Source organism: Enterococcus sp. AZ170, from assembly GCF_050545135.1.
GTDB classification, from domain to species: domain Bacteria; phylum Bacillota; class Bacilli; order Lactobacillales; family Enterococcaceae; genus Enterococcus_L; species Enterococcus_L ureilyticus.
This window is the reverse complement of record NZ_CP172947.1, coordinates 512,085-536,601: the sequence shown is the minus strand read 5'-3', so window position 1 is coordinate 536,601 and position 24,517 is coordinate 512,085. Positions and strand designations below refer to the sequence as shown.

Here is a 24,517-nt window from a genome sequence, read left to right as displayed (position 1 = left end):
AGAGTGTGAAATAAAACGAGCATCGCTTTATTTCACACTCCAAATTTGAAAATCGTTTTTCTGCCAAAAACCCTTGCCTAAAAATAGACATCTAAGGCATTAAGAAACTTTCTTTTTCACAACACCATTTAAGATAATCGCCGCAAGAATCAGACCGATTCCGACTAAATAAACATTATGCAGTCCTGAATACAGCATCCCGCGTAACGGCGTTAATAGATCTTGTGGAATCGTATTTGCTGTATGTGGATTAACTAGCTGATTCATCACATCAGGATCAACCTGTAGTGAACTTTTCGCTAATTCTGACGTTGTGACAGCATTGATGATCACACCAAATATAGAAACCATCAACGTCTGTCCAATCGTTCTGGCTAATGTGTTGAACGATGTTGCTACACCCATTTCCGATGGATCTACACTACTTTGTGCCGTAACCGTAGTAGTTGTGATCGTGATCCCAAAGCCGACACCTAAAACAGAGGAAATGGCAAAGAACCAAACAAAGGAAATTGAGGCTGGAACTAAGACTAAGAAAATACCACCCAACAAAGTAATACTCAAGCCGATCGTCAACACTTTTTTAGTCGAATGTTTCTCCATCAAGTTACTTGCGATAAAAGAACCAACCATCCATAAAATAGACATCGGCGCTAAGACAAGTCCACCGATTCCGGCGCTTTTTCCTAGGACCCCTTGCATCCACATTGGAATATAAACTTCTACGCCCATCAAAAAGCCACTGATCAAAGCAGCTACGATATTGACAATCACAAAAGTAGAATTTTTAAACAGCATTAAATCAATTACTGGATCTTTTGCTCTTTTTTCCACAAAAATAAAGCCAATAAAAAATAAAACAGATGCCCCTAAGCACAAGAATACTTTTAAGCTAAAGCCGCCATCACCAATTAATTGGAATCCTAATAATAGTGTTAATAAGACCAGCATCAGCTGAATACTGCCTAAAATATCCATTGGCACCTTAGTTTGTTCTCTTTTCGGCTCCACTAAAAAGTAAGCAATCAACCCCATCAAGACAAGCCCAATCGGTACATTGATGAAGAATATCCAATGCCAGCCAACTGTATCTACAATAAAGCCACCCGCAAGTGGGCCAAAAATACTAGCAATCCCCCAAGCAGCACTGTTCAATCCTAACATTTTTGCACGTTTATCAATTGAATAAATATCTGCTAAAATCGTTAACGCAACGGGCATGATGGCTCCTGCACCAATCCCTTGAATCGCCCGAGCAATAATCAATGTGATCATATTTTGAGCCAATCCACACAGAGAAGAACCAATAATAAAAATAATAATTCCAATCATAAAAATTGGTTTACGTCCGATTTTATCGGCTAATTTTCCGTAAATCGGTGTTAGCATGGCATTTGTTAATAGATAAATAGAAAATACCCAGTTCATGATTTCCATTCCATGTAGTGATCCTACAATCGTGGGCATGGCTGTTGAAACGATTGTTCCTTCGATTGCTGTCATAAACGTTGCAACGAAAACACTGATTGTTACAAGTTTGACGTTTGTTTTTCTTTCCATGTATCTCCGTCCTTTTGATAGTTTAGTTAAGTAAAGTTACGCATAAATTCATTTACAGAGTTTTGTTGGTAGTGTTGTGAGACTTTACATTGAATAGTAGAAATTTTAAGTTTATTGTAATTTATTTCATGATAAATTTTGTAAATGGCTGCTCTTTGTTTTTCATGATTGCAACGTTTGGTGATTCACTAGTTAGATTACTTTGGTCGCCAAGTACTGCTCATCATCTGCTCTGCTGCTTGGATAGTACTCTACAGTGTACTTGATGTTTTTGACGGTCTACTTTGGTTTGATGATGCTTGGTATTTCTTTTTTATAGGTTACTTCGCTCTCTTCGTTCGCCAAGTACTGCTCATCATCTGCTCTGCTGCTTGGATAGTACTCTACAGTGTACTTGATGTTTTTGGCGGTCTACTTTGGCTTGATGATGCTTGGCGTTTTTTTTTTATAGGTTACTTCGCTCTCTTCGTTCGCCAAGTACTGCTCATCATCTGCTCTGCTGCTTGGATAGTACTCTACAGTGTACTTGATGTTTTTGGCGGTCTACTTTGGCTTGATGATGCTTGGCGTTTCTTTTTTATAGGTTACTTCGCTCTCTTCGTTCGCCAAGTACTGCTCATCATCTGCTCTGCGCAGCAGTCGCAGTGATTCGCAGCAAAACGGCGCCACTAATATTTCATTAGTAGCGCCGCCTCGTTTACTCCATCAAGCTTTTCTTGATTGCTTCGACTTTATCTGTCTGCTCCCAAGGTAGTTCAATGTCTGTACGACCAAAATGACCATATGCTGCCGTCTGTTTGTAAATTGGACGACATAAGTCAAGCATTTCTATAATTCCTGCTGGACGCAGGTCAAAGTTTTCTCTAACCGCTGCAATCAATTTACTTTCAGATACTTCACTTGTTCCAAAAGTATTGATGGAAATTGAGACAGGTTGTGCTACGCCAATTGCATAAGCTAATTGGACTTCGACTTTTTCAGCTAAGCCCGCTGCAACGATGTTTTTTGCAATGTATCGTGCCGCATAACTTGCAGAGCGATCGACTTTTGTCGCATCTTTTCCAGAAAAGGCACCGCCACCATGACGGGCATAGCCACCATAAGTATCTACGATGATTTTACGCCCAGTTAAACCGGCATCTCCTTGCGGTCCGCCAATGACAAAACGGCCTGTTGGATTTATAAAATATTTTGTTTCTTCATCTAGTAATTCGGCTGGGATCACTTCATCAATGACGAGGGCTTTCACGTCTTTTTGAATTTGTTCCAGCGTTGCTTCTTCATCATGTTGTGTGCTGATCACGACTGTGTCGACACGTTGCGGTTTGCCATTTTCATCATATTCTACAGTCACTTGTGATTTTGCATCCGGACGTAGATAAGGAAGTTTTTCCTCTTTACGAAGTTGTGTCAAACGGCGAACAAGTTTATGACTTAAAGAAATCGGTAACGGCATTAGTTCTGGTGTTTCATCAACTGCAAACCCAAACATCAAGCCTTGGTCTCCAGCACCAATGTCATCTTTAGTGTCTTTTTCACCACGTGTTTCTAGTGCATCATCCACACCTTGTGCAATATCTGGTGATTGCTCATCGATTGCAACAAGAACTGCGACTGTATCCCCATCAAACCCATATTTAGCTCGTGTATAGCCAATATCTTTCAATGTTTGTCGCACAACTTTTTGGATATCGACATAAGCTGTAGTAGAAATCTCTCCAAAAACTAAAACCAAACCTGTTGTTACACTTGTTTCACAGGCCACACGGGCCAACGGATCCTGTTCTAAAATCGCATCCAGAATTGCGTCACTCACTTGATCGGCAACTTTGTCCGGATGTCCTTCAGAAACAGATTCTGATGTAAATAAATGTCTCTCTGTCATAATGTATTCCCCCTATTTATATTCGGTTACAAGGCATCTTTGTCAAAATGTAGCACCACTCGGTCATATCCAAAATGAATAGTTCATCGAAAAGCCTACTATTTTACAACAAATCCTTTCGGGAACTTGTAACGCTTACTAGTATAACAGATTTCCAAGGAAAAAACTTACTTTTTATACTTTCTAAGCAAAACATTTTTGTTTTATTATTGGATAGATAAGCAATTGATTTATAAAATAAAAACACCTAAGAATCCATAAAATCGTGGTGTTTTTTCAATATTTCATTAAAATTTCTGTAACTTATGTAACGGTAATACTCTCATTTCCACAGTCCCAATGATGTCTTTTTCATCCACTAGCTGATAATAACGACTATCCGTTGCATAGGGTCGATTATCGCCTAAAACTAAATACTTTCCTTTAGGTATCGTAGGCTTTCCTGTCAAATTCTTTAATGTAAAATCTTCGGTAAACATCATACCATCTTTTTCAAATTGATTTTTGTAGTCAGCAATAAAACGCTCGTCTTTTTCCACTTCGTTAATATACAACTGTCCATTTTTATAATATACATTTTCTCCAGGACGACCGATAATCCTTCGAATTGATTTATCTTTAGAGTTAGGAACTCGCATATAGACAAGATCAAAACGCTTGATATCCGTGAGTTTATTGATAACAACTACATCTTTATCTTCCAAAGTGTCACTCATAGAATAACCTTCAACTTTTGTAAGAGAAAAGGTAAATAGAGATAATAGATAGACCACGCCAGTTGTCAGAAGTATAGTTAACCCTATTTCAAAAAAAAGAAGCTTCATTTTTCTGCTCTTTTTCTTATTTAATTTCTTCTTACGCTTTTTAGTCGGTTTCTTTGAATTGGTGGGAACTTTTCTTTTGACTGCTTTTTTAACATTCGATGTTGTTTGGGTAATCTGTTTTTTGGGCTTTCGTTTCGTTCTATTTTTATGAGTTGCTTTTTTCATCAAATCACCAGGTTATTTTTTATTTACCAACGCTTTTTCATTGATTTTAAAGTAGCTGACAACTGCTTCTTGATTTTTCTTAACTGCTGCAACGTCTGCTTCGAACTCATTTAAGAGCGTCTCATCCTTGAAAAAACCATCTGTTTGAGAGGATAAGTTTATTCCTAATTCTTTCATTGACTTATAGTACTTATTCAACGCTTTTTGCCCTTGTTCGGTATTTCTGATCGTTGCTTTATAAATACCATAACTCGAAAGCTGCCCTGCTAATAATTTAATATTTTTTCCTGCTTTAACATCATTATCTGTCGTTTTTGCTGCTTGTAGCTCTTTTTCGATATTGTCTACTAGGTAATAGCCTTGAATGACAGCTTTAGAATCTTTTTGGCTTAAATGCATGGATTGATAATACAATGAATAACCTGCGCTTAACGTTGACAGTAAAAATAGAATACTAAGTACGATTCCAAACGTTCGCTGCTTTTTGCTTTTTTTCGTTAGTTCTCTGATTTTCCGTCTTTTTTGTTTCTTTTTTTTCTTTTTGACTTTTGTTCTTTTTACTTTGTTTAAAGCTTTTTTAGTTTGAATCATCAGATAAAAGGAGGTCCCTGCAAATAATAATCCTACACTGGCTATGGACAAAGAAACAATAAAAAACCAATCTAATATAGTCATTTGTTTACCTCCTTCATTTAAAAATGTCGCTAGTTTTTTAAACTAGTTATTACTTTTTGGATTTCTTTTTTCTAGCCTTTTTTTTCTTAGTTTGCTTCTTTTTATTCACTGCTCTGATTACGAAGAAGATGATGATTGCTAAGACTAGTACCCCACCAACAATTCCTGCAATCAACTGCCAGTTGAACGTTTGAACGTCTTCTAACCCGGCATCTTGATTATTGAATTTATCTGCTTCTTCATCTGTTACCTTAAATTTTTCGTCCCATTCCCACTTCTTATCACCAGACGTCACTAAAATTTTAGCACGATAGTCGCCAGGAACCATACGGTCACCTTCCATGCTTACAGGGAAATTGATCAATGAGTTAGGCGCCATTCTCATACCCGAACGCTTTGTTTCATATAAAACTTCATCGCTGCCGTCCTTCATGATTTGAACTTGTGTTGTCATATTTTCTAAATAAGCAGGTTGTACATTAGAAAAATTCACAAAAAATGTATTTCGAAAATTATTCAATTCTGCATAAACTTTATTTAGTTCTAAGTTTGGTTGAATTTCTTTGTCTGTTTCAGAAAGCAACATCCCAATGACATAAGCATATTTATTGATAACGCCCGTTTTCTTCGGTTTTGCCGCTTCTTCTTTTTCAATTTTTTGCAGTTGGATTCCGCCTGAAATCACTCCATCAAATGAAGCTTCTGGCATCGTAATTTCTATGTCGACATCCTTTTCGCCATTGGCTGGCAATTTAACTGTTTCAGGAGCTTTAACGATACTTTCAAAATCGTATTTTAATGAATTGTCTTTTTTAATCGTTGTCGGACCATATTCAATAACTCCGTTGGCGTTTGTCTTAGCACCGTTTAATTTCACTGAAATTTCTGCTTCTTCTGAAGCCAAGTTTTTCAGTTTGATTTTTACAGTTTGTTTTTGCCCAGGTGTCATCCTTAAATCAAAGTAGCCAGTGTCTTGACTCTTCTGATTGTCAGGTTTAATTGTTTCATATGTAAAACCAGTTGCGTTACCACCGCTGTTTTCTTCTGCATATGTCTTGATTGGCATAAGCATTGTTATCATAAATGTCACTACTAAAAATAATAGATGCTTTTTTTTCATCGCTATCCCTCTCTTTAAAAAGGCTGAGACAGAAATAATTATTTCTGTCTCGCCATTTATTTGAACATAACTACTTAAAGTATGCGATATAATTTAACCTACTTATTCAGTTTAAATTATAATACTTCAGCGATTGTCCAAGTGATTTCAGCTGTGTATTCATCAGCTAGTAAAACGTTTGTGTTTGGTACAGTTAATTTAACAGATTCAGCAGTTGTATCTGCTTTTCCGTCGCCATATTGACCAAATTCAATTGTGTAAGTTCCGATTCCTTTAGACGCTTCTTTGTTATCTAACACTACTACTGAATCACCAGCACCTGTTCCAGCTGCATTTGCTGCTAATTGGAATCCGGCAACAGTTGTTGCTGGCCATTGTGCTGCTGGGTCAGCAGATGTGATTGCTGCATTTGAGTAATCGATCGTAGCTGATTTCAAGAACGTTCCAGCATTACCATTGGCTTCAAATTGTTTAGATAATTGTGCGCTTACTTTGTATTTATGATTTGCAACACCACGTACGTCTGTAAATTGTACGAAGTTCCCACGAGTAACCTGTGGGGCATCCTCACCAGTGCCAGTTGTTACTGGAATTGCTGCAGCAAAGTATTCTGGATTTGAAGCGAAAGCTTTCACTTTATCTTCACCGAAGTTTAATTCAGTTACAGCATCGATACTGAATGAACCACGATCTGGGTTAACGATGATTGGTTCTTTAGGATCTACAATTGGTTTTTCTGGATCTTCTGGATCAACAACATCTTTAGGATCGTTGTCTTCAGTAAATTTGATTTTACCGTTTGATGGTAATGATTTTGCTTCAGCGTTAGCTGCAGCTGGTGCCGCTAAGCTTACTCCTACTAAAGTTAATAATGCTACTGAACATAATGTTTTTGTTTTCATGTGTGTTTCCTCCTAGTTTGTGTGTGTTAGTGTGTGTTGTTGTTTCTATTTATGGCAACTCGGCTAATATCCAAGTTAACACCGTAGTGTAAGGTACCGGATCAACGATCGTTGTGCCCGGAATCGATAGTGAAACAGCTTTATTCAAGTAGACAGGTTTATTATCAAATACTGGATCTAAAACTGCTTGACCAGTATGATCTAGTCTAGGTTCCAGTGTGTTTTTTTGGTTATCCTGATTTTCTTCAGATGCACCAAAGGAAATCGTCCAGGTCCCTGCACCTTGCCCAGCATTTGCTTGTGCTAAGTTATACGAAGCACCGACATTGTCTATATTAATGATCTCTTTTGAGAGTTGGGGCGCGCCGCTAGCATCTCGAGTAGAACTTACCCAGGATTTATCTAGTGATAACATTGCCCCGTTGATTTCGCTGTGTTCTGTATCTTTGTTGGTAAATTGCATTTCCTGACGCAATTGTAACGTCCAACCAGTCGGCTTTTGTCTCAAGTCAGTGACTTGAACAAAGTTTCCTCTAGGCTTGGTTGCACCAAAGAAATTTTGTGCATTTCCGTAGTACGTCTCATCTTTATCGGAAATTTTATTCTGGTAAAAATCTAGTTTTGGAACAAAGTCGATTCTCAAATCCCCTTTAAGTTGGGGTGTTTCTCCTGGGTCGACAATTTCACCCGGTTTTTCTGGATCAACGATGTCTTGCGGATATTCACCTGAAAATTCGATTTTGCCAGGTCCGCTCATTGCGTCTGTTTCTGCGAATGCAGTATCACTGATAAGCACTAATAAAGAAATCACAGCAATTGGCATAACGAGAAATTTAATTGTTTTTTTCAATCTTCTCATGTGTTATCCCGCCCTTCTTTCTCCTTCTTGCGTTTCCAGAAAAACAGAAGTAATCCGATAATAACCAAGGCTGCTCCGGTAAATACAAGACTTGTTTTTACCATTTCACCAGTGCTCGGATAACGTCCAACAGGTTTAGCAACTTGGGCTGAGCTTGTTAACGTGCTACTTGATGGTTGTGTGCTTGTTGGCGGCTCCGTTGAAGAACTATCTTCATAAAAACGAATCACACCATCTGTTTGCACTTCTCCTCCATTGTTATTAGCCGCAGCAGTCAAAGGATAACTGATTACTAACGTTAATAGCAAAGTAAAGGAGAAGACTAAAATATTGATTTTTTTTCTCATAGATTAAGAATCTCCTTTACTGTTATGGAGCATCGCCCAATTCCCAAAGAATTTCTCCTTGATAAGAACCAAGTGCTTTCACATCTTGGGCAGAAACCTCAAATTTGAATCCGTCACCAGACTCAGACCATGTATCACTAATGTTATAGGTCGCGCCTTCGATTGATCCGCCAGTAACAGCATCCTGCACCATGATATCTTGTGCACCGCCATTTAACGTGATTTCACGATTTTTGTAAACGTACTTCACTGCTCCATCTAGTGTATAGACAGGAGCATCTGGCGTTGTGCTTGTCATTGGAGTCGTCATTTTAGCTGTTAATGACCAGCCTTTTTTATTCGCCCGGCTATCTTTAACAATAAGATCAGCACCATGATGTTCAGCAGTATTTAGGCGGGTTTTCTTTCCTTGATATTTCACACTACCAAAATCAATTTCCGTTGGCGCAGACGCTAGTTCTAAGACACCAAAAACTGTGCCGCCAGGATTATCTACAGCAAGTGATTTCGCTGAATAGGTTTCATGTTTAGCGTTTGGATCATTTGGACCTTCGACAAAGGGAGTTTCTCTTGGAGAATCACCGATTGCTTCAGCTTCATTCGTAATGATCGTTCCGACAGCTTTGGCAGCAACTGTTGCTTTAAATGTCACCTTAGCTGTTGCTCCTGTTGCTAAATCTCCAACATTGACTGTTAATACACGGGAATCAGAATCATACGTATAATCAGCTGGACTTACAGCTGTAACATCATTAATTTTGATATCTGCTGTTGCTGGATCAAAGTCTAAACCAGCAGGAAGTGTATCCGTAATCACAACTTTTGCCCAATTTGTAGTAAATGTTGCTGCTTTATTATTCTTAGCAGTTAACGTATACGTCAACACGTCCCCAACTTGGGTTGTTTGTCCGCCAGAAGAAACAACTGTTTTTTCCATAAGTGGTTTATCTGGTAATGCATCTTCGACTGTATACTTTGTTGCCGCTTTAAACGTGGCATCGCGGTATTTCATTTCAGTAGCCGGATTGATATTTCCATTATCACTGTTGGTCGATGGTGCTGCTGGATCTAAAACTTCTGTGATCTTGCCAGCATTGTCTTCTAGGAAGATTTGGACAGTCTCACCAGTATTTAAGTAACGAGGTAAGTTATAGGCCCACGTACCATCTTCATTCACTGTTCCGACTGCTGATTGACGTGTACCGTTGATATCAACATAGATTTTAGCTTTTGGTTCAGCATCTTTACCGATTAGTTGTTTCATCCCATTTGTCACTTTATCCCCTGTAACAACTGCTGGTTCAGGTGGCGTGACATCAATTACTGTTGTAGGTGTCTTTTCCCCTGTTCTATAAGGGGTCAGGACATTATTAACAAAGGATGCACGATATGGTGTTCCAAACATATTTTGCTCGGCAAGTTGAAATCCTGGTATCGTATGATCTGCCTTTTTCCAATGTACATAGTTATCATCGGTACTAGTTCCAGTAAAAGTGTTGCCTAAAGTATCTATATAGTCGACATAGGCTTTACGAATACTATCTGCATAAACTGGCTTTGTTTTTGCATTACCATCCTCATCAAACGGGTCACTACCACCAACTGCTGTATATCCTATTAAAATACGTGATTGTTGGTCGAAATCCGCATCAGTTACGGGTGTCCAAGTTAGTTCAGGTATACTATTCATTCCTGAGATACGTTTATAATTTGGACGAAGATATTGACTTTGAAGATCCGGATCGGAGCTTGTCACTCCTCCATTTGCAGATGAATTTGTTACAGTGAAGTCTGTCACATTCGAATAATCATAGGTTGGCGCACCATCAATGTCTACTTGATTATTCCAAATAGATATATCAGAATTTTTTATAGTGAAACTGTTGGTTCCTCTATTCGACGTTGTATCTCCCAAAAAGGCATTGGTTGTCGTTGTACTATTAAACGAATTACGAATGTCAAATGACTCTGGACTATCAAATATGAACTGATTGCCTCCATTTGTTGAGTTATATGCAAGAACTCCACCATTATTATTCCCAACAATGAACACATTTGATTTAGGCTTAAATTCATATTTAGTGTTTTTAGGGTTTGCTTGTGAACCAGCATTTGTAGCATTCACTGCACCAGATTGAACAGTAGCTCGACTGCCAGCACGAGAAAGTAAATTGACTGTTGAACCTTCTTCCGCTATAAAGCTTGCATCGTCCACATTAAAATAGGCAGCTGATCCTGGCATGTTCGCATTATAAGTTGCATTTTTCCCGACTCTTAGCTCATCGAAAAAGTTATACACTGCAGGATAATTGGTGCCATTAGCAGTATAATTTAAATACACAAAACTGCCTTCTCCAATATCAAATTTCCTGGTCCCTGTTGAATCAGTGTCCCCATTTTTACCAGTATTATCCATGAACCAAACAACTGAATAATCATACTCAGCGTTTGTGCCTTTATAAAAGGTACTAGGCTCAAATGTCATTCCACCGGTATAGAAATTTTCAGCACCTGTTACGATGACATTGTATCCATACATGCTAATTTCAGCACGAGGAGCACTGATTAAGCGGCCACCCACACGTTGGTTATCACTTTTTTTACTAGTGTCATAAGGAGTATAAACATTCCCAATTCTGTAACGCCATAATCTTCTATTTGAGCCGGTTGAACCGCCAGTTCCCCATTGTCCTTTACCATTAACAAATGACCACGCAGTTCCAAGATTCCCCTCTAGCGCTCCATACCCAGTATTATTCGCAATTTGAATATCATGCATGTGGAATACTGGCACGTCAGAAAAGGCTTTGCCAAAACTTGCCAAAGAATTTAGATCATCAACATTGATGGAACCATTTCGCATCTCAAGGAGATGCCCTTGACCATCTATTTCAATTGATTCTGCTCTAGAGATAGCAATAGCAGAGCCATAATAAATATCTGCATCAAGGATGATCTTTGAGACTTGATTATTCTCAAAAGCTGCTCTAAACTCAGCCCAAGTTCCTACATGGACCGCATTGGTATCAGGTCGGAAATTGTATTGAGTATTCCATGCTTGATTTTGCTGAGCATTCAAATCAGCATATTGCGTTTGATACTGCTCATTTGTCATGCTTCCAGTGATTTTATTCTCAATTTTGGTCTGAGCTGGTTGATAATTAGTTCCATCCATGTAAGCTTCCATTTGAGGAACAGTGATCGTTTCTTGATTATGCAAATCTTCTTCGGTTTTTAATAGAGTGGAAGAATCCACGTTTCCTATCAAAGGTTCCTCAGCTGCTTCAATTTTGTTAGAGTTATTAAATAAAATAACCGCTAAAATACTGAACAGAAAAATAACTAGTCCAATAAAATAAGACTTTTTTCCGATTTTCATATCTTCTCAACTCCTCCCTTAACAATTTTTTACACATCTGTCTTAAAAAGATGCACAATCTATTTCTATTTTCCTTGCCAATTGTTTCGTTTTTTGATACATTCACAATGCAGGGGGAAATTAGTGCTGAATTTTTGTTTACAAATCCTTTGAGAATGGCAGTTCTCTAAGCGGATGTTGGCAAACATGCACTGATTTTCTCTATTTTGTTTATGCTCAACAATCGGCTTGAAAAAGAGAAAACATTTTTACTTGTTTTTTTGTCACCGTCATTGTCTTTCGTCTCCTAATAGATCAACCGCCATGACTATTTGTTTTATTATAATTAACGTGATTGCTTATAGCGTCAGCTTATATCCTTTTGAACGAACTGTTTTGATATAATTAGGATGTGCTGCATCTTTTTCAATTTTTTGTCTTAGATGGAAAATCAGATTTGAGACTCGATATTGTTTGTCGTTTCCGTCATTTTCCCAAACGTTTTTATAGATTTCTTCATAGGAAACAGCTACACCTTTTTGTGTTTGTAAAAATTCGATTGTTTTAAATTCCAATTTAGTCAAACTAATCTCTTCGCCATTCATTAAGACGCTAAAATTACATGGGCGTAATTGAAGTTCTGTATTCCCTTCTGATTTACTTATCTGCTCCGAATCATTTAGAGACATCCTACTATATCGATTAAAGGTATTTATCATCAGTAATTTCGATTCTTCTGTGTCGGTCTCAGGATCGATGATTCCATCCGCACCTAGTTGCAAGTACACAATATGATTCATTTTATTCTCTCGCTTTGAAATCACCCAAATAAAAATATCAGTCTTTTTCTTTAATGATAAAATTAACTCGCAAATCAACCCAATATTTTGTATATGGTATTCATTAATCACTATGCCATTATAATTTTCGTTTGTTTCAATAACTTCATTTTTATTAATCGGATGTACATGTAATTGAGCACTATTTAGTGAGTCTATGTATTTTTGCTCATTTGTATCATCATCAAGCAAAACAAATCCTATATTATACATGTGGTGTCCCCTTTATATTTTAGTTAATCAAACAGCTCATCCCTAAAAAAGCTGTTTTTCATCTCCTATACATCTCTATTAAGATATAATATAGATATTTATTTAATATATATATCAAACTAAAATAAGTTTAATTCATTTCATTTACTAAGTCTACATAATTCCAATGTTTTATTTATCACGTTTTTAATAAATAATACAAATATTTGAGAATTATGTGAATTTCATATCGTTTTTTATTAAGTAATCTAGTATTTGCATTAGATGTCAATTGAAGGAAAAAATATTTTATAACACTTTTTTAATGTATGATACACTAATAAAAAAGGAGAATTGCTATGGACAGAAGTACACAAATTAATAGCTTGTTTGTTCTATTTAATGAAGAAAAGAAATTTATTAAAGATGGTTATTATCGATTACGCAAGCTAAATGAAAACGAGATAGAATTAGCTTATCTCATTGCTGGTTCTTGTGGTGAAACGATTGTTCATCCTCAGATTACCGTCTTTTTAGAAGACTATCAGGTAGTTGCAACAAAATTAATCGATATGCACACTTGTCCACCTTTATTCTTAAATAGAAATACTGATAATGCTCAAACCTTAGATAAAGCATTGGACGCTTTGATTGATAAATTTGTTTGTGCAATTAAAAAAAATACCAAGGCAACATGAATCATTGCCTTGGTATTTTGAGAATTTTGAATAAATAAAATGAAAATTACAATATGAATAAAATCGAATAGAGTTGTTACTTATTTCAACTAATGTTTTTAACATACATTATTGACTCATCGTATCTTTGTTACATCTTGCTGATAGCGTATTTACATTTTATGAACACTATGTGCACTTTGAATTCCACCACAAGCTTCTTTACACGCTTGATTGATCAATCTAAACGAGCTTTCTGTACTATGTAAGCCACGCTTATATTTGATTTCATCAATTACTTCACATTTATCATTTAATGCTTCTAGCCAAAAGTAGATACCTTCTTTATAGGTATCTAAGCCTTCCAATAAAATTTTGGTTGCTTCTTTTTCACCATAAAAACCTAAATTTTTTCTAAAGTTAGCTTCTTCCACAAGGAACCGATTAACATTGCTCCGGCAAAATACATACGTATCTTTTCCTCTTCTGTTAATGGCTTGATTACAGCTGTTCTCTTGTACTTCCTTAGAAATGGCATTAAAAATCTCATTGTAGACTTCAACTCGTTGCATTACTGACAAAATCATATCTGTATAACTAAACATAATGCTCTCTCCTCCCATAACTAAGCAGCTAAAACCGCTGACTTACTTCCATTATAGTATCTCTCAATCTTTTATATCAAGTAATATGCTAATAAAATCGAATTTTTTTGTCATTTTTTTCATTCGTATGTCTATTTTTTTTCTACTTTAAAATAAAAAAAGTCCCCACTCCCTAGTGTTCACAGGGAATTAGAGCTATTTTTTCTCGTTATAATTATCATAAAATTTTTGTACCAAAAATATTTAATTAACTTTACAAAAATAAATAAAACGTAATTCTATTTTTATGGAATAGAAATAGTTAGGTTAGCTTTAATTCTATTATACACATTATTAAGTACCTCTAACACAATAATGCTCAACATAACTAGAGCAGAGACTTGAAAAAATATTTTAGCTGTTGACATTGGAGCATGCTCCAATGTTAATATGATTTTGGAGGGATCAAGATGACAAAAAAATGGACTATTAAAGAAATTGCTCAAAAAACGCATTTGAGTGAAGATACAATTCGTTATTATGAAAAAGAACAACTAATCGATCCTCAAAGAGGTGTAAATAACTATCGACTATATGACCAAAAAGACTTGGCACGATTAAAATACATCTCTGTCATGAAATATGCTCATTTTTCTTTAAAAGAGATGAAAGAATTACTGAATTTATTTGATCATCCTGTTTCACTAGATTGTAATAATCGTAGTCGAGAATTCTTAGCAAATAAAGTTCGTACTCTAGAAACAACGATTCAACATTATCAAATGATTATTCATTCAATACAATCTCTCCCCATTCCAGAAACGTATGAAGAATGCAAAACGAACTATGATCAAATGAAAAGAGAAATAGCAGAATTTGCAGATACGATTTTCTTTGATTTACACAACTAAACTATGGAGGTAATACTAATGAATATATTGATTATCTATGCTTACCCTAATACCACTGGCTACACTCATGCTATTTTAAATACGATTCAACAAGGAATTGAGCAACAAAATACCGTTAAAACGATTGATCTTTATAAGGAAAATTTTGATCCTGTATTAGTTTTTAATAAGTCAAAAAGAAGAAGAGACATGCAATTTGATAAAGAAACAGCCGTATATCGGGAACAGATTTCCTGGGCAGATCATATTGTCTTTATTTTTCCAATTTGGTGGGGCGGTATGCCCGCTATTTTAAAAGGTTTTATTGATAAAGTCTTTAGTAAAGGGTTTGCTTATAGTTACAAAGGTCTTTTCCCAATTGGTCTCTTAACTGGCAAATCTGCTTGGATCATAACAACTGAAGATGCGCCTAAAGTGTATAAAACGCTATTCCAACAAGATTATGGTACCGTACTAAAAAAACAAGTCCTACGTATGTCCGGCATCAAAAAGGTCAAGCATTTTTCATTCTCTTCTTTAAAAAATTCAAATGAAAAACAACGTCAAGTTTTTTTAAACAAGCTGTTCACACGAAGTTCCAAACTAACCGCTTAATTTTTATACTATACAACGCAAACTAAGGTCCTCTAATAGCTCTTACAGCTATCAGAGGACCTTACTTGACTTTTTTAAATACAGTTCTTCTGTAGATGTAGAATTGGATAAGGTCTGCCTGCATTGTCTATCTCACTTCTAGCGTATTCTTCAAATCCCATTTTTTGATAAAATATTCTCGCAGACTGATTTTGTTCATTAACATCTATTAATCGAAGCTGATTTTTTTTAATTAATGTTGCTACGATTTTTTTGCCGTAGCCTTTTCCAATATCGTTTGGCTCTAAAAATAGCATTTCTAGTTTATCTCCATCCATACCAGAAAAACCGATTATTCTTTCCTCTATTAGCCAAATATTCATCTCTAGATGAGGAAAATAAGTTGGTAACTCCGCTTTTATCGTTTGAAAATCGTTTACTTGTAAAAAATCATGCGTTTTCTTAACAGCTCTTTCCCAAACTTCTACAAGCTTCTGATAATCATTTTCTGTTACTCGCCGATTATTCATATAATTATTTGGACTCCTTATGTTTACTTCATTTTACCATACCAACTTTTTGCTTTTTGATCAATTTTTTTGATAAAAGCATCTTTCCCAGCAACATATGATTCAATATCATAAGGAAATTTTTGAGCTAGTTCTAGCTTCAATTGGCTATATGCCAAAACTTCCTCTGAATGACTATTCATAAAATCTCTAAACAGTAAATGTCGCTGAATTTCTGGATGCTCTTCTTGAAAAACGTGGAGATGGTGACTTCTATTATCTCCGCCTTTGCTAAAAAAACGCCGACCAAGAATACCATTTTCCTCTAGACATTCATAATCAATTTTTATCATCTCTTGATTATAGCTGTCAATCACTTGAATATCTTTTACCACCATTAGCATATCGATCACAGATTTTGCCTTACTATTTTTGATAGCTGTACTACCAATGTGATGAATTGCTAGTATTTGTTTGTTGAATACCTTTTCTAGTCGGTCTTGTTCTTGTTCAAATTGTTCTGACCATCTTTTTTGTGGGGCTATGACTTCTATCTTTCTTGTCATCTATCACACACTCATTTCTTTTCTTTCAATTCATTGATTTGACTAAAAAAAGCCTTTCTTAAAAGACTTTTTTTAGTACTTTTATTCTACTGCTTTATAGACATTTTTCAAGGTTAATGGGGCTGCAAAAGTATGATAACTCAGCCCTTTGACTTGTGGATTTTGCAAAACGGATTGTTGATTTTGACTGATAATAATCATTCCAGCGGTTGTCTCAATTCCTTCTTTTTCAGCGGCAATCAACGTTTCCCAACGTTTCTCTAAATCAGTCGCATATTTTTGTGATGCATCATCTAATAAGGCATCATATTTAGGATTAGAGTAATTACGATCATTTCCTGTACGTAACATGTTCAGGGTAGAAATTGGATCTTGATAATCAGGAGTCCAATAGATCAGGAACATATCGTAATCACTTTCTCGGCTAAGATTCAATGCCGTTTCAGTCGGTAATGCTGAAACATTGATCGTTAAACCAGAGAATAGTTTTTCGAGACTCCCTTGAAGGCTCTCTCCCATTTTTTTATAAGAACCATCATCTGTGACTATCAAATCTAATGTAATCTTGTCCCCTAATTCTTTTTTAGCAAGCGCCCAATATTTTAAGGCTTCTTCTTGATTATACTTCATCAAATCGCCAGCTTCTTCTCTGAAATCGACACCTGTTTTAGGATTGCTGACAAAGCCTTCTGTAATTGCTCCATATAACGGCTTAGACCCATCCGCAATAATATTATTTACTAAGTTTTCTTTATCGATTCCAAGGGCTAAGGCTTTTCTTAGATTTTCATTTTTTAACGGTGTATCTTTGTCTTTACGCTTTTGATTTAAGCGAATATAGTTCATCGTAGCGGCCGGATATGAATGATAGTCTGGATTACTTTGATTTTGCTTTGCTAGTTCACCTGTAACGGTTGCGACATCCAATTGACCATCTTCAAAAAGATTCAGTGCAGTCGATGCCTCTTTGACGACTTCATAATGGATTTTGTCAGACTTTACATTTGATTGATCCCAGTATTTTTCATTTTTATTGAGATCCCAGCTTAAATCGGTTTGTTTCCAATTTGCTACAGTAAATGGTCCATTGTAAACAACATTTTCGCTTGTCGTTCCATAGTCAGTACCCATTTTTTCGACAAATTTTTGATTTTGCGGGAAAAACGTTGGAAAAGCCAAAACTGAGGTGAAATATGGTTTCGCTTCTTTCAATTTGACTTCCAACGTATGCTCATCTAATGCTTTGACACCAAGTTCATCGACTGGTTTTTTCCCTTCGGAAATATCTTCAGCATTTAAAATAGTATCTACGACCAAGAAGCTATACACAAATCCATTGCTAGGATCGATCATTTTTTTCCAAGCATATTCAAAATCCTTTGCAGTAACAGGATCATCATTGCTCCATTTAGCCTCTTCTCTTAGCTTGATTGTGTATGTTTTACCATCTTCAGAGATTTCTGGCATTTCTTTTGCTGTAGCCGGAATCAATTGGTCCTTGTCGTCTAGTGCGTATAGACCTTCAAAAGCTGCGGTTTGGACGATTGCATCTGGAAAATCTAACATAACCGACGTGTCTAAAGTCGTTAATTCTGAAGGTGACATTAAATTTAACGGTTTTGTGGCTTCTGCAACTTCTTTTTGTTTTCCACCAGAACATCCCGAAATAATGGTCATCAGTGCGGTTAATCCAATGATCGATTTAATTGTTTTTTTCATACATTTCTCCCTTATATTTAGTTTCTATTCGCTCAACTAACATCCAAACAACAACTGCTGCCTCATCTCCATTGTTATAGTTGATGTGTCCTTCACCTGCTTCGATCAATTGCGCATCGCCAGGTGTGCCAATCAAATCTTGGCCGTCTTCTAAAATCGTATGTGCTTTACCAGAGACAACGTAAGAATATTCATCTTGGTCATGTCTAGCAAATCCTTCTAAAGGACGTTTTTCTCCTGGTTGTAAGACAATAACGCCCATCTGAACATTTTTATTTGGTTGATTCTCTGCATCGAAAAAAATCGTCATTTCTTGCGGTAGTGATGGCTTAATAATCATTTTATACTATACTCCTTCTTATTTTTTTATAAGTGATTTTATCTATTATTGCCTTAACATGCTAATAAGTCAATAACCTTTCGGAAAATTCTGACATTTTATGTTTAAGGAAATAAAAAAGTAGAAATGATTCAACAAAATGAATGATTTCTACTTTTTAGTTAGTTCCAATAACCGTGATGAACAGCTGCTGCTGCTTGCTCGACTTCTGGAAATGGACCGATGATTTGAATATTCTTTTGTCCATGGCTTAGGATTTCCTTCGAAGGTAAATCGAATGTTGGGTTTTGATCATTATCTCCAGTTAATTCTAGTAATCGCTTTTCAGTCATTGCGTAAACGATCGTTCCTATATTTCCCCAGTAGATTGTTCCCGTACACATTGCACATGGTTCAGCTGTAGTATATAGTATACACTCCCACAAGAATTCTTTGCTATATTTTTGTGAAGCTTTTGCTGCCAAAGTAGTTTCCGCATGGCCTGTACAGATATTTTCAGTAATTTCGACATTTTCCTGCTCTAAAAGAATATTTCCTGCTTTATCAGCTAGCAAAGCCCCAAACGGAGTGTTGCCATGCTCACGGGCCTTTCTAGAAATTTCGATACACCGATTCAGCCGTTCAATATGTTGCTTCTTATTCATAATCAACCTCTACTTCTATCGCATTTATTCTAAAATAAAACGATGGTTCAACGTTTCTTTTGTTGTTTTATTGATCCCAATTGCTTGTTTTAAATAAGTCGTGATATCACCGTATTGTTTTTCAACAGTCTTATAAAAATTATCTAAATAACGACTATCAACATTTAAAGCAACATGTAATGCTTCTAAATTAGACTCTTCTAGCTGTGCTGTTTTAGCTTGCTCTAAAATCATGGCATTTTCTTTTTTTCTTAAATTATTTGTTACTAAATAATCTGTGTAAATCGCTTCTTTTGGTACATCTAATGTTTCTAAAATCAACAATGCTGCAATTCCAGTACGGTCTTTCCCAGCAAAACAGTGAAATAAAATACTTTCTTTTTGCGGCAAAGCTAAAATTTCTTCAAAAAATTTATTGTAGCCTTTTTGAGCAGTCGTATTCAACGCAATATCTGCATATAATTTTTCCATGTAAGAGGCAGACTTTTCTGGAGAACCAATTTTAACGAAATCACTGATAGAAGCTCCTTCATCTTGAATATCTTCTAAAATATCAATATGGATATATTCTGTTTTTGGGACAGATATATCTGGTCTTTCTTCTACTTCTGCTTCACTTCTTAAATCAATGATTTTGCCTAAATGATAGGTTGTTTCTAAACGTTTTTGGTCATCATTGGTTAAATTAGACAACTCTCCAGAGCGTAGAAACACCCCTTTTTTGATTTGTTTTCCTTCTTTATTTTTTATACCACCGATGTCACGAAAATTTGTAATAGTTACCATATTTTTTAGCCCTTTTCCTTCTTTTTGTTCTTATTATACACAAAATTCGATCAAAAATGTTTCTTTGATCGAATTTTGTATAAATCAAACCTGAATTAAGTGTAAAAAATCATTTCATTCCAAGCATTTATTTTTGTCCAGCTTCCACATAACTTAAATCATTGACTTTATCTAATGTGTATTTGCCATCTTTATACTTTACAGTACAAACACTTGCGTTTTTTAATCCACCCTCTGGAATTTTATAGTCATCAAACAGAGTAGCCAATAATGCAGAGATACTTAATCCATGTGATGCGATCAGAACATTCCCAGACCCTTCATTTTTCATTTCTTTTTCAACGATGTCCTCTAACCCTGCTTGAAGTCGAGTAGTAATTGTCTTATAGTCTTCTGCTGGCCAGTTGACTTTAGCTTCTTCGACATTTTTAGCATCTAATTTGGCGACACTATTGGCAAACGATTCGGGCGTCATATTCTTTAAAAATTCTTCTAATGTGACTCCTTGATCATCGGCAATATCTTGCCACATTGTGTGGTTTAAGTCACCTTCATATGTTCCAAAATTAAATTCTCTTAGACGTTCATCTGTAATAACTTTTAAATCAGATGATTTTTTGTTTTCTTTTACGATCAAATTAGCTGTCTGAATTGCTCGACCGCTATCACTACTGTAAGCATTTTGGAAATCAATATCTTTTAAGCCAACCCCTGCAGCTGTTACGACATCTTCACCTGCTTTAGTTAAAACTGCATCTGACCAACCTTGAACCCGATCAGTCGTATTTAGCATGGTTTTACCATGACGGACAATATACAGAGTCAATTCTTCTGGTCTTTTTTTAGCGGTTGATGATTCTTCTTTCTTTTCGTTGCCACAACCGGCAACGACTAACAACCCTAACATTAAAATTCCAAACAATTTTAGTGCTTTTTTCATTTGATTGCCTCCTCATTATGCGTTTGTCAAATCTTCCCCATTTGTCGCAATGACTTTTTTATACCAGTCAAATGATTTTTTCTTCGAACGTTTCAAGGTGCCATTTCCTTCGTTATCGCGATCGACATAAATGAATCCATAGCGTTTTTTCATTTCGCCAGTTCCAGCTGAAACAAGATCGATACAGCCCCATGTCGTATAGCCTAAAAGATCTACGCCATCAAGTTCTACTGCATCTTTCATCGCTTGGATGTGTGCCGCTAGATATTCGATTCGGTAATCATCGATCACATTGCCGTTTTCATCTGGTTCATCCACTGCACCTAAGCCGTTTTCAACGATAAATAATGGTTTTTGGTAACGATCATATAAGTCATTCATTGTCACACGCAATCCTAGTGGATCGATTTGCCAACCCCATTCACTTGCTTCTAAATATGGATTTTTCACTGAGGCAAAGATATTTCCAGCTGTTTTTTCATTGATCGCTGGATCCGTTGATTGAACACGTGATGAGTAATAAGAAAATGAAATAAAGTCTACTGTGTGTGCTTTCAGTAATTCTAAATCGCCTTCTTCAATTGGTAATTTGATGCCTTCACGTTCTAATTCTTTCAACGCATATGCTGGATATTCTCCGCGAGATTGAACGTCGATAAAGAAGAAATTCTCACGATCAGCTTTTTTCGCTGCCCAAACATCTTCTGGTTTACACGTATAAGCATAGTTTGTGCCAGCCGCTAACATACAGCCAACTTGGTTTTCTGGGTCAACTTCGTGAGCGATTTTTGTGGCAATCGCACTTGCTAATAGTTCGTGGTGTGCGGCTTGATATTTGACTTGTTCTTTGTTTTCGCCTTCTTCAAAATAAAGACCTGCGCCCATAAATGGTGCATGTAAAATCATATTGATTTCGTTGAAGGTTAACCAATATTTCACTAAGCCTTTATAACGATTGAAAATTGCGTGACAAAGATTTTCATAAAAACCAACCATTTCACGACTGCGCCACGCGCCATATTTTTCAACTAAATGCATTGGACAATCAAAATGCGTGATCGTTACAAGAGGCTCAATATTGTGCTTGCGGCATTCTTTGAACAAATCTTCATAGAACTTCAACCCTTCTTCATTGGGCTCTGTCTCGTCTCCTAGAGGGAAAATACGGCTCCAGGCAATTGATAAACGGTAAGTTTTAAACCCCATTTCGCCAAATAGTGCGATATCTTCTTTATAACGGTGGTACATGTCAATCGCAGTTTGTGCAGGGTAAAAATGGTCCTCCTCAAAAGCGAACATCTTTTTCTCGCCTGTGATCACTGGAAAACGGTCTGGTCCAACTGGTGCTAAATCCACGTTCGCTAACCCTCGGCCGCCTTCGTTATAGCCGCCTTCACATTGATTGGCTGCAGTTGCGCCACCCCATAAAAAATCTTTTCTAAATGCCATGTCAAAATTCCTTTCTATATAAGGCTTACGATAGCATCCGTTTGAGTCTACCGTAAGCACTATTCTCTTCTATTTATTTTTAAGTTAAACCAGTAATTAGTGTATCATCGGACGTTACTTCACGATCTTGCGTTTCTACAATATCTAGATAATCACCCGTATTTGTAACGATAATCGGTGTTTCAACACTATAACCTGCTTCTTTAATTGCTTCAATATCAAAGGTAACTAATAATTGTCCTTTTTTCACTTTGTCGCCTTGCGCTACTTTTGCTTCAAAACCATTTCCTTCTAGTTGAACGGTATCCATACCGATATGGATCAATAACTCCATTCCTTGATCAGAAATTAACCCTATCGCATGTAAGGTTGGGAACAAGGTCATAACAGTTCCGTCAAATGGTGCTCTTACAACTCCTTCAGTTGGTTCAATCAAAACACCTTTACCTAAAGCACCTTGTGCAAATGCTTGGTCACTAGCTTGGGTCAAAGGTAAAACACGACCTTTAACTGGACTTAATACTGCTTCTTTAATTGCTTTTTGAGCATTTTTATTTTCAGTTATTTCTTCCATAACTGTATCATCCTTCCAGAAGAAGAACGTTAAAGCAAAACCGATTGCCATTGCGATTAAAATGGCTACAAAAGAATGAATCATTCCACTCGCATCATCACCATTGATAAAGTTTAAAACACCAAAGATTCCTAAACCACCCATTGTATAAGAAGTAACACCATTAAACATTAAATACAAACCACCAACTGCCGCTCCAATCATTGAATAAATAAACGGAGTCTTTTTAGGTAATGTAATTCCATAAATTGCCGGTTCCGTTACTCCAAAGATACCTGAAATAATTGCTGGCGGGCATAAAGCTTTCACTTTTGTATCTTTTAGCTTGAAGAACATTGCCATAACTACTGCAGTTTGTGCAAAACTTGCTGCAAATGATCCTACTAATACTTGACTTGCACCTTCTTGAGTAATCTGCATAATTGCAAGCGGCACAACACTCCAGTGTAATCCAAAAATAACCAATACTTGCCAGAAGAAGCCAAGAATAACGCCATATAAAGCTGGTGAGAAGCCCATCAATGCTTGGAAGCCAGCACTTAGTAAATCTGTCAACATACTAATGATTGGACCGATTACTAAGAAACCAACTGGTAGTGCAATTAACAATACAAAAAATGGTACCAAGAATGTTTGGACAACTTCAGGAATCAGTTTCTTGAAGAGTTTTTGAATCTGAGCTGCAAATGCCACAATGAATATGATTGGTACGACACTACTAGTATAACCAGCACCAACCCAAGGAATGCCTAAAAATGTATTATAAGCTGGTAATCCTAATAAACTGTATGGTGCTGCTGCTCCTGCTCCAGCAGTTTCTTCAAATACAGCTTGTAATGCGCTGCCTTGTACTGTTGGGTAACAAAGTGCTGCCCCGATGACAATACCCACCATTGGGTTCAAATTGAATTTTCTAGCAGCTGTATAACCTAGAATAACTGGCATAAAATAGAATATCGCATCTCCGATACCGTTTAGCATCGTGTATGTTCCAGAAGTATCTGAATATAATTTCAAGAAAACAAGTAATGCATTTAATCCTTTTACCATCCCAGCTGCAGCTAGTGCTCCTAGAAAGGGTTGGAAACAACCGCTCAAGATATCAATCAAACGATTGAATAGATTTCCACCAGAAGATTCTTGTTCTGCATCAGCGGAAATTCCTGCAATACTTACAACATCTTCATAAACTGCGGGTACATGATTCCCAATTACAACTTGGTATTGGCCACCACTTTTCATAACAGTCACAACGCCATCCATATTTTTTAAAATTTCATCATTTGCTTTTGATTCATCTTTCAACTTAAATCGCAAGCGAGTAATACAGTGAGTCAAACTATTAATATTTTCTTTTCCGCCTACATTATCAACAATTTTCTGCGCTAAATCACGATATTTTCCCATTTTTTTGTTCCTCCAAAGTTTAGTTTGTTAGTTAACACATTTGAAGGTTTAGCCAACTTAATGTCACTATCCAAAGGGTTTTTCTTTATAACTATGCTATCCACCTTTCTTT

23 protein-coding genes and 1 riboswitch are annotated in these 24,517 nt (G+C 36.3%); of the genes, 3 read left to right on the top strand and 20 right to left on the bottom strand.

Features of this window, described 5'->3' with window-relative positions:
* Positions 1-99: 99 nt before the first annotated feature.
* From IGJ55_RS02635 to IGJ55_RS02590, 10 genes are all read right to left on the bottom strand, one after another.
* The gene (locus IGJ55_RS02635; RefSeq protein WP_069638858.1) at positions 100-1,560 is read right to left on the bottom strand and encodes an MDR family MFS transporter; all 1,461 of its coding nucleotides are present in this window, start codon (positions 1,558-1,560) and stop codon (positions 100-102) included.
* A gap of 697 nt (positions 1,561-2,257) precedes the next feature.
* Positions 2,258-3,445, bottom strand: coding sequence for a methionine adenosyltransferase (gene metK, locus IGJ55_RS02630; protein WP_069638857.1), 1,188 nt, complete (start codon positions 3,443-3,445; stop codon positions 2,258-2,260).
* A riboswitch (SMK box riboswitch) is annotated at positions 3,443-3,582 on the bottom strand. (Overlaps the previous gene by 3 nt.)
* Before the next feature lie 150 nt (positions 3,583-3,732).
* Positions 3,733-4,434, bottom strand: coding sequence for a signal peptidase I (gene lepB, locus IGJ55_RS02625; RefSeq protein WP_429950089.1), 702 nt, complete (start codon positions 4,432-4,434; stop codon positions 3,733-3,735).
* A gap of 12 nt (positions 4,435-4,446) precedes the next feature.
* Positions 4,447-5,109, bottom strand: coding sequence for a hypothetical protein (locus IGJ55_RS02620; RefSeq protein WP_069638856.1), 663 nt, complete (start codon positions 5,107-5,109; stop codon positions 4,447-4,449).
* 49 nt (positions 5,110-5,158) lie between these two features.
* Positions 5,159-6,229, bottom strand: a complete 1,071-nt coding sequence (locus IGJ55_RS02615; protein ID WP_069638855.1) for a DUF916 and DUF3324 domain-containing protein — start codon at positions 6,227-6,229, stop codon at positions 5,159-5,161.
* Between the two features lie 116 nt (positions 6,230-6,345).
* Positions 6,346-7,131 (bottom strand): WxL domain-containing protein, encoded by a 786-nt coding sequence (locus IGJ55_RS02610; protein WP_069638854.1) that lies wholly within the window; start codon positions 7,129-7,131, stop codon positions 6,346-6,348.
* 49 nt (positions 7,132-7,180) lie between these two features.
* Positions 7,181-7,990, bottom strand: coding sequence for a WxL domain-containing protein (locus tag IGJ55_RS02605; protein WP_069638853.1), 810 nt, complete (start codon positions 7,988-7,990; stop codon positions 7,181-7,183).
* Entirely contained in the window at positions 7,987-8,337 is a 351-nt protein-coding gene (locus IGJ55_RS02600) for an LPXTG cell wall anchor domain-containing protein (protein ID WP_069638852.1), read from the bottom strand. Before IGJ55_RS02600 ends, IGJ55_RS02605 begins: the two co-directional genes overlap by 4 nt.
* A 22-nt stretch (positions 8,338-8,359) precedes the next feature.
* Positions 8,360-11,716 carry an isopeptide-forming domain-containing fimbrial protein gene (locus tag IGJ55_RS02595; RefSeq protein WP_207120276.1) on the bottom strand — a complete coding sequence of 1,119 codons (3,357 nt, stop codon included), beginning with the start codon at positions 11,714-11,716 and terminating at the stop codon, positions 8,360-8,362.
* Between the two features lie 338 nt (positions 11,717-12,054).
* Positions 12,055-12,747, bottom strand: a complete 693-nt coding sequence (locus tag IGJ55_RS02590) for a winged helix-turn-helix domain-containing protein (protein WP_069638850.1) — start codon at positions 12,745-12,747, stop codon at positions 12,055-12,057.
* Positions 12,748-13,085: 338 nt separating this feature from the next.
* Between IGJ55_RS02590 and IGJ55_RS02585 the strand changes: the two genes are divergently transcribed.
* Positions 13,086-13,424: a hypothetical protein gene (locus IGJ55_RS02585; protein ID WP_207120277.1), complete on the top strand. Its 339-nt coding sequence runs from the start codon at positions 13,086-13,088 to the stop codon at positions 13,422-13,424.
* Between the two features lie 152 nt (positions 13,425-13,576).
* Here IGJ55_RS02585 and IGJ55_RS02580 read toward each other — a convergent pair whose 3' ends face one another.
* A complete protein-coding gene (locus IGJ55_RS02580; protein WP_069638848.1) occupies positions 13,577-14,008 on the bottom strand; it encodes a hypothetical protein in 432 nt (143 codons plus the stop codon).
* Positions 14,009-14,457: 449 nt separating this feature from the next.
* On the opposite strand from IGJ55_RS02580, the gene IGJ55_RS02575 reads away from it, so the two are divergent.
* Both IGJ55_RS02575 and IGJ55_RS02570 read left to right on the top strand, forming a co-directional pair.
* Positions 14,458-14,898, top strand: coding sequence for a MerR family transcriptional regulator (locus IGJ55_RS02575; RefSeq protein ID WP_069638847.1), 441 nt, complete (start codon positions 14,458-14,460; stop codon positions 14,896-14,898).
* 18 nt (positions 14,899-14,916) lie between these two features.
* Positions 14,917-15,492, top strand: a complete 576-nt coding sequence (locus tag IGJ55_RS02570) for an NAD(P)H-dependent oxidoreductase (RefSeq protein ID WP_069638846.1) — start codon at positions 14,917-14,919, stop codon at positions 15,490-15,492.
* Positions 15,493-15,566: 74 nt separating this feature from the next.
* Here IGJ55_RS02570 and IGJ55_RS02565 read toward each other — a convergent pair whose 3' ends face one another.
* The 9 genes from IGJ55_RS02565 to IGJ55_RS02525 form a co-directional block, all read right to left on the bottom strand.
* On the bottom strand, positions 15,567-16,001 hold the full coding sequence (locus IGJ55_RS02565) for a GNAT family N-acetyltransferase (RefSeq protein ID WP_207120278.1): 435 nt from the start codon (positions 15,999-16,001) through the stop codon (positions 15,567-15,569).
* A 23-nt stretch (positions 16,002-16,024) separates the two neighbouring features.
* Positions 16,025-16,546, bottom strand: coding sequence for a GrpB family protein (locus IGJ55_RS02560; RefSeq protein ID WP_430607251.1), 522 nt, complete (start codon positions 16,544-16,546; stop codon positions 16,025-16,027).
* Positions 16,547-16,627: 81 nt separating this feature from the next.
* The gene (locus IGJ55_RS02555) at positions 16,628-18,265 is read right to left on the bottom strand and encodes a peptide ABC transporter substrate-binding protein (RefSeq protein ID WP_430607250.1); all 1,638 of its coding nucleotides are present in this window, start codon (positions 18,263-18,265) and stop codon (positions 16,628-16,630) included.
* Positions 18,249-18,605: a cupin domain-containing protein gene (locus IGJ55_RS02550; protein ID WP_069638842.1), complete on the bottom strand. Its 357-nt coding sequence runs from the start codon at positions 18,603-18,605 to the stop codon at positions 18,249-18,251. The genes IGJ55_RS02555 and IGJ55_RS02550 overlap by 17 nt, the downstream gene beginning before the upstream one ends.
* Positions 18,606-18,766: 161 nt before the next feature.
* Complete coding sequence (locus IGJ55_RS02545; protein ID WP_207120280.1) at positions 18,767-19,249, bottom strand: nucleoside deaminase; 483 nt, start codon at positions 19,247-19,249, stop codon at positions 18,767-18,769.
* A gap of 24 nt (positions 19,250-19,273) precedes the next feature.
* Complete coding sequence (locus IGJ55_RS02540; RefSeq protein WP_430607249.1) at positions 19,274-20,035, bottom strand: tyrosine-protein phosphatase; 762 nt, start codon at positions 20,033-20,035, stop codon at positions 19,274-19,276.
* 127 nt (positions 20,036-20,162) lie between these two features.
* On the bottom strand, positions 20,163-20,975 hold the full coding sequence (locus tag IGJ55_RS02535) for a histidine phosphatase family protein (protein WP_207120282.1): 813 nt from the start codon (positions 20,973-20,975) through the stop codon (positions 20,163-20,165).
* Between the two features lie 15 nt (positions 20,976-20,990).
* The gene (locus tag IGJ55_RS02530) at positions 20,991-22,424 is read right to left on the bottom strand and encodes a 6-phospho-beta-glucosidase (RefSeq protein ID WP_430607248.1); all 1,434 of its coding nucleotides are present in this window, start codon (positions 22,422-22,424) and stop codon (positions 20,991-20,993) included.
* Positions 22,425-22,503: 79 nt separating this feature from the next.
* Positions 22,504-24,405, bottom strand: a complete 1,902-nt coding sequence (locus tag IGJ55_RS02525) for a beta-glucoside-specific PTS transporter subunit IIABC (RefSeq protein WP_069640451.1) — start codon at positions 24,403-24,405, stop codon at positions 22,504-22,506.
* Positions 24,406-24,517 lie beyond the last annotated feature (112 nt).

Excerpts from the sequence above, each read along its gene's own strand:
- IGJ55_RS02560 (WP_430607251.1), bottom strand. The coding sequence starts at position 16,546 with ATGACAAGAAAGATAGAAGTCATAGCCCCACAAAAAAGATGGTCAGAA.
- IGJ55_RS02555 (WP_430607250.1), bottom strand. The coding sequence starts at position 18,265 with ATGAAAAAAACAATTAAATCGATCATTGGATTAACCGCACTGATGACC.
- IGJ55_RS02540 (WP_430607249.1), bottom strand. The coding sequence starts at position 20,035 with ATGGTAACTATTACAAATTTTCGTGACATCGGTGGTATAAAAAATAAA.
- IGJ55_RS02580 (WP_069638848.1), bottom strand. The coding sequence starts at position 14,008 with ATGTTTAGTTATACAGATATGATTTTGTCAGTAATGCAACGAGTTGAA.
- IGJ55_RS02575 (WP_069638847.1), top strand. The coding sequence starts at position 14,458 with ATGACAAAAAAATGGACTATTAAAGAAATTGCTCAAAAAACGCATTTG.
- metK (WP_069638857.1), bottom strand. The coding sequence starts at position 3,445 with ATGACAGAGAGACATTTATTTACATCAGAATCTGTTTCTGAAGGACAT.
- IGJ55_RS02605 (WP_069638853.1), bottom strand. The coding sequence starts at position 7,990 with ATGAGAAGATTGAAAAAAACAATTAAATTTCTCGTTATGCCAATTGCT.
- IGJ55_RS02595 (WP_207120276.1), bottom strand. The coding sequence starts at position 11,716 with ATGAAAATCGGAAAAAAGTCTTATTTTATTGGACTAGTTATTTTTCTG.
- IGJ55_RS02535 (WP_207120282.1), bottom strand. The coding sequence starts at position 20,975 with ATGAAAAAAGCACTAAAATTGTTTGGAATTTTAATGTTAGGGTTGTTA.
- IGJ55_RS02530 (WP_430607248.1), bottom strand. The coding sequence starts at position 22,424 with ATGGCATTTAGAAAAGATTTTTTATGGGGTGGCGCAACTGCAGCCAAT.
- IGJ55_RS02550 (WP_069638842.1), bottom strand. The coding sequence starts at position 18,605 with ATGATTATTAAGCCATCACTACCGCAAGAAATGACGATTTTTTTCGAT.
- IGJ55_RS02620 (WP_069638856.1), bottom strand. The coding sequence starts at position 5,109 with ATGACTATATTAGATTGGTTTTTTATTGTTTCTTTGTCCATAGCCAGT.
- IGJ55_RS02615 (WP_069638855.1), bottom strand. The coding sequence starts at position 6,229 with ATGAAAAAAAAGCATCTATTATTTTTAGTAGTGACATTTATGATAACA.
- IGJ55_RS02600 (WP_069638852.1), bottom strand. The coding sequence starts at position 8,337 with ATGAGAAAAAAAATCAATATTTTAGTCTTCTCCTTTACTTTGCTATTA.
- IGJ55_RS02610 (WP_069638854.1), bottom strand. The coding sequence starts at position 7,131 with ATGAAAACAAAAACATTATGTTCAGTAGCATTATTAACTTTAGTAGGA.
- lepB (WP_429950089.1), bottom strand. The coding sequence starts at position 4,434 with ATGAAAAAAGCAACTCATAAAAATAGAACGAAACGAAAGCCCAAAAAA.
- IGJ55_RS02585 (WP_207120277.1), top strand. The coding sequence starts at position 13,086 with ATGGACAGAAGTACACAAATTAATAGCTTGTTTGTTCTATTTAATGAA.
- IGJ55_RS02525 (WP_069640451.1), bottom strand. The coding sequence starts at position 24,405 with ATGGGAAAATATCGTGATTTAGCGCAGAAAATTGTTGATAATGTAGGC.
- IGJ55_RS02570 (WP_069638846.1), top strand. The coding sequence starts at position 14,917 with ATGAATATATTGATTATCTATGCTTACCCTAATACCACTGGCTACACT.
- IGJ55_RS02545 (WP_207120280.1), bottom strand. The coding sequence starts at position 19,249 with ATGAATAAGAAGCAACATATTGAACGGCTGAATCGGTGTATCGAAATT.
- IGJ55_RS02590 (WP_069638850.1), bottom strand. The coding sequence starts at position 12,747 with ATGTATAATATAGGATTTGTTTTGCTTGATGATGATACAAATGAGCAA.
- IGJ55_RS02565 (WP_207120278.1), bottom strand. The coding sequence starts at position 16,001 with ATGAATAATCGGCGAGTAACAGAAAATGATTATCAGAAGCTTGTAGAA.
- IGJ55_RS02635 (WP_069638858.1), bottom strand. The coding sequence starts at position 1,560 with ATGGAAAGAAAAACAAACGTCAAACTTGTAACAATCAGTGTTTTCGTT.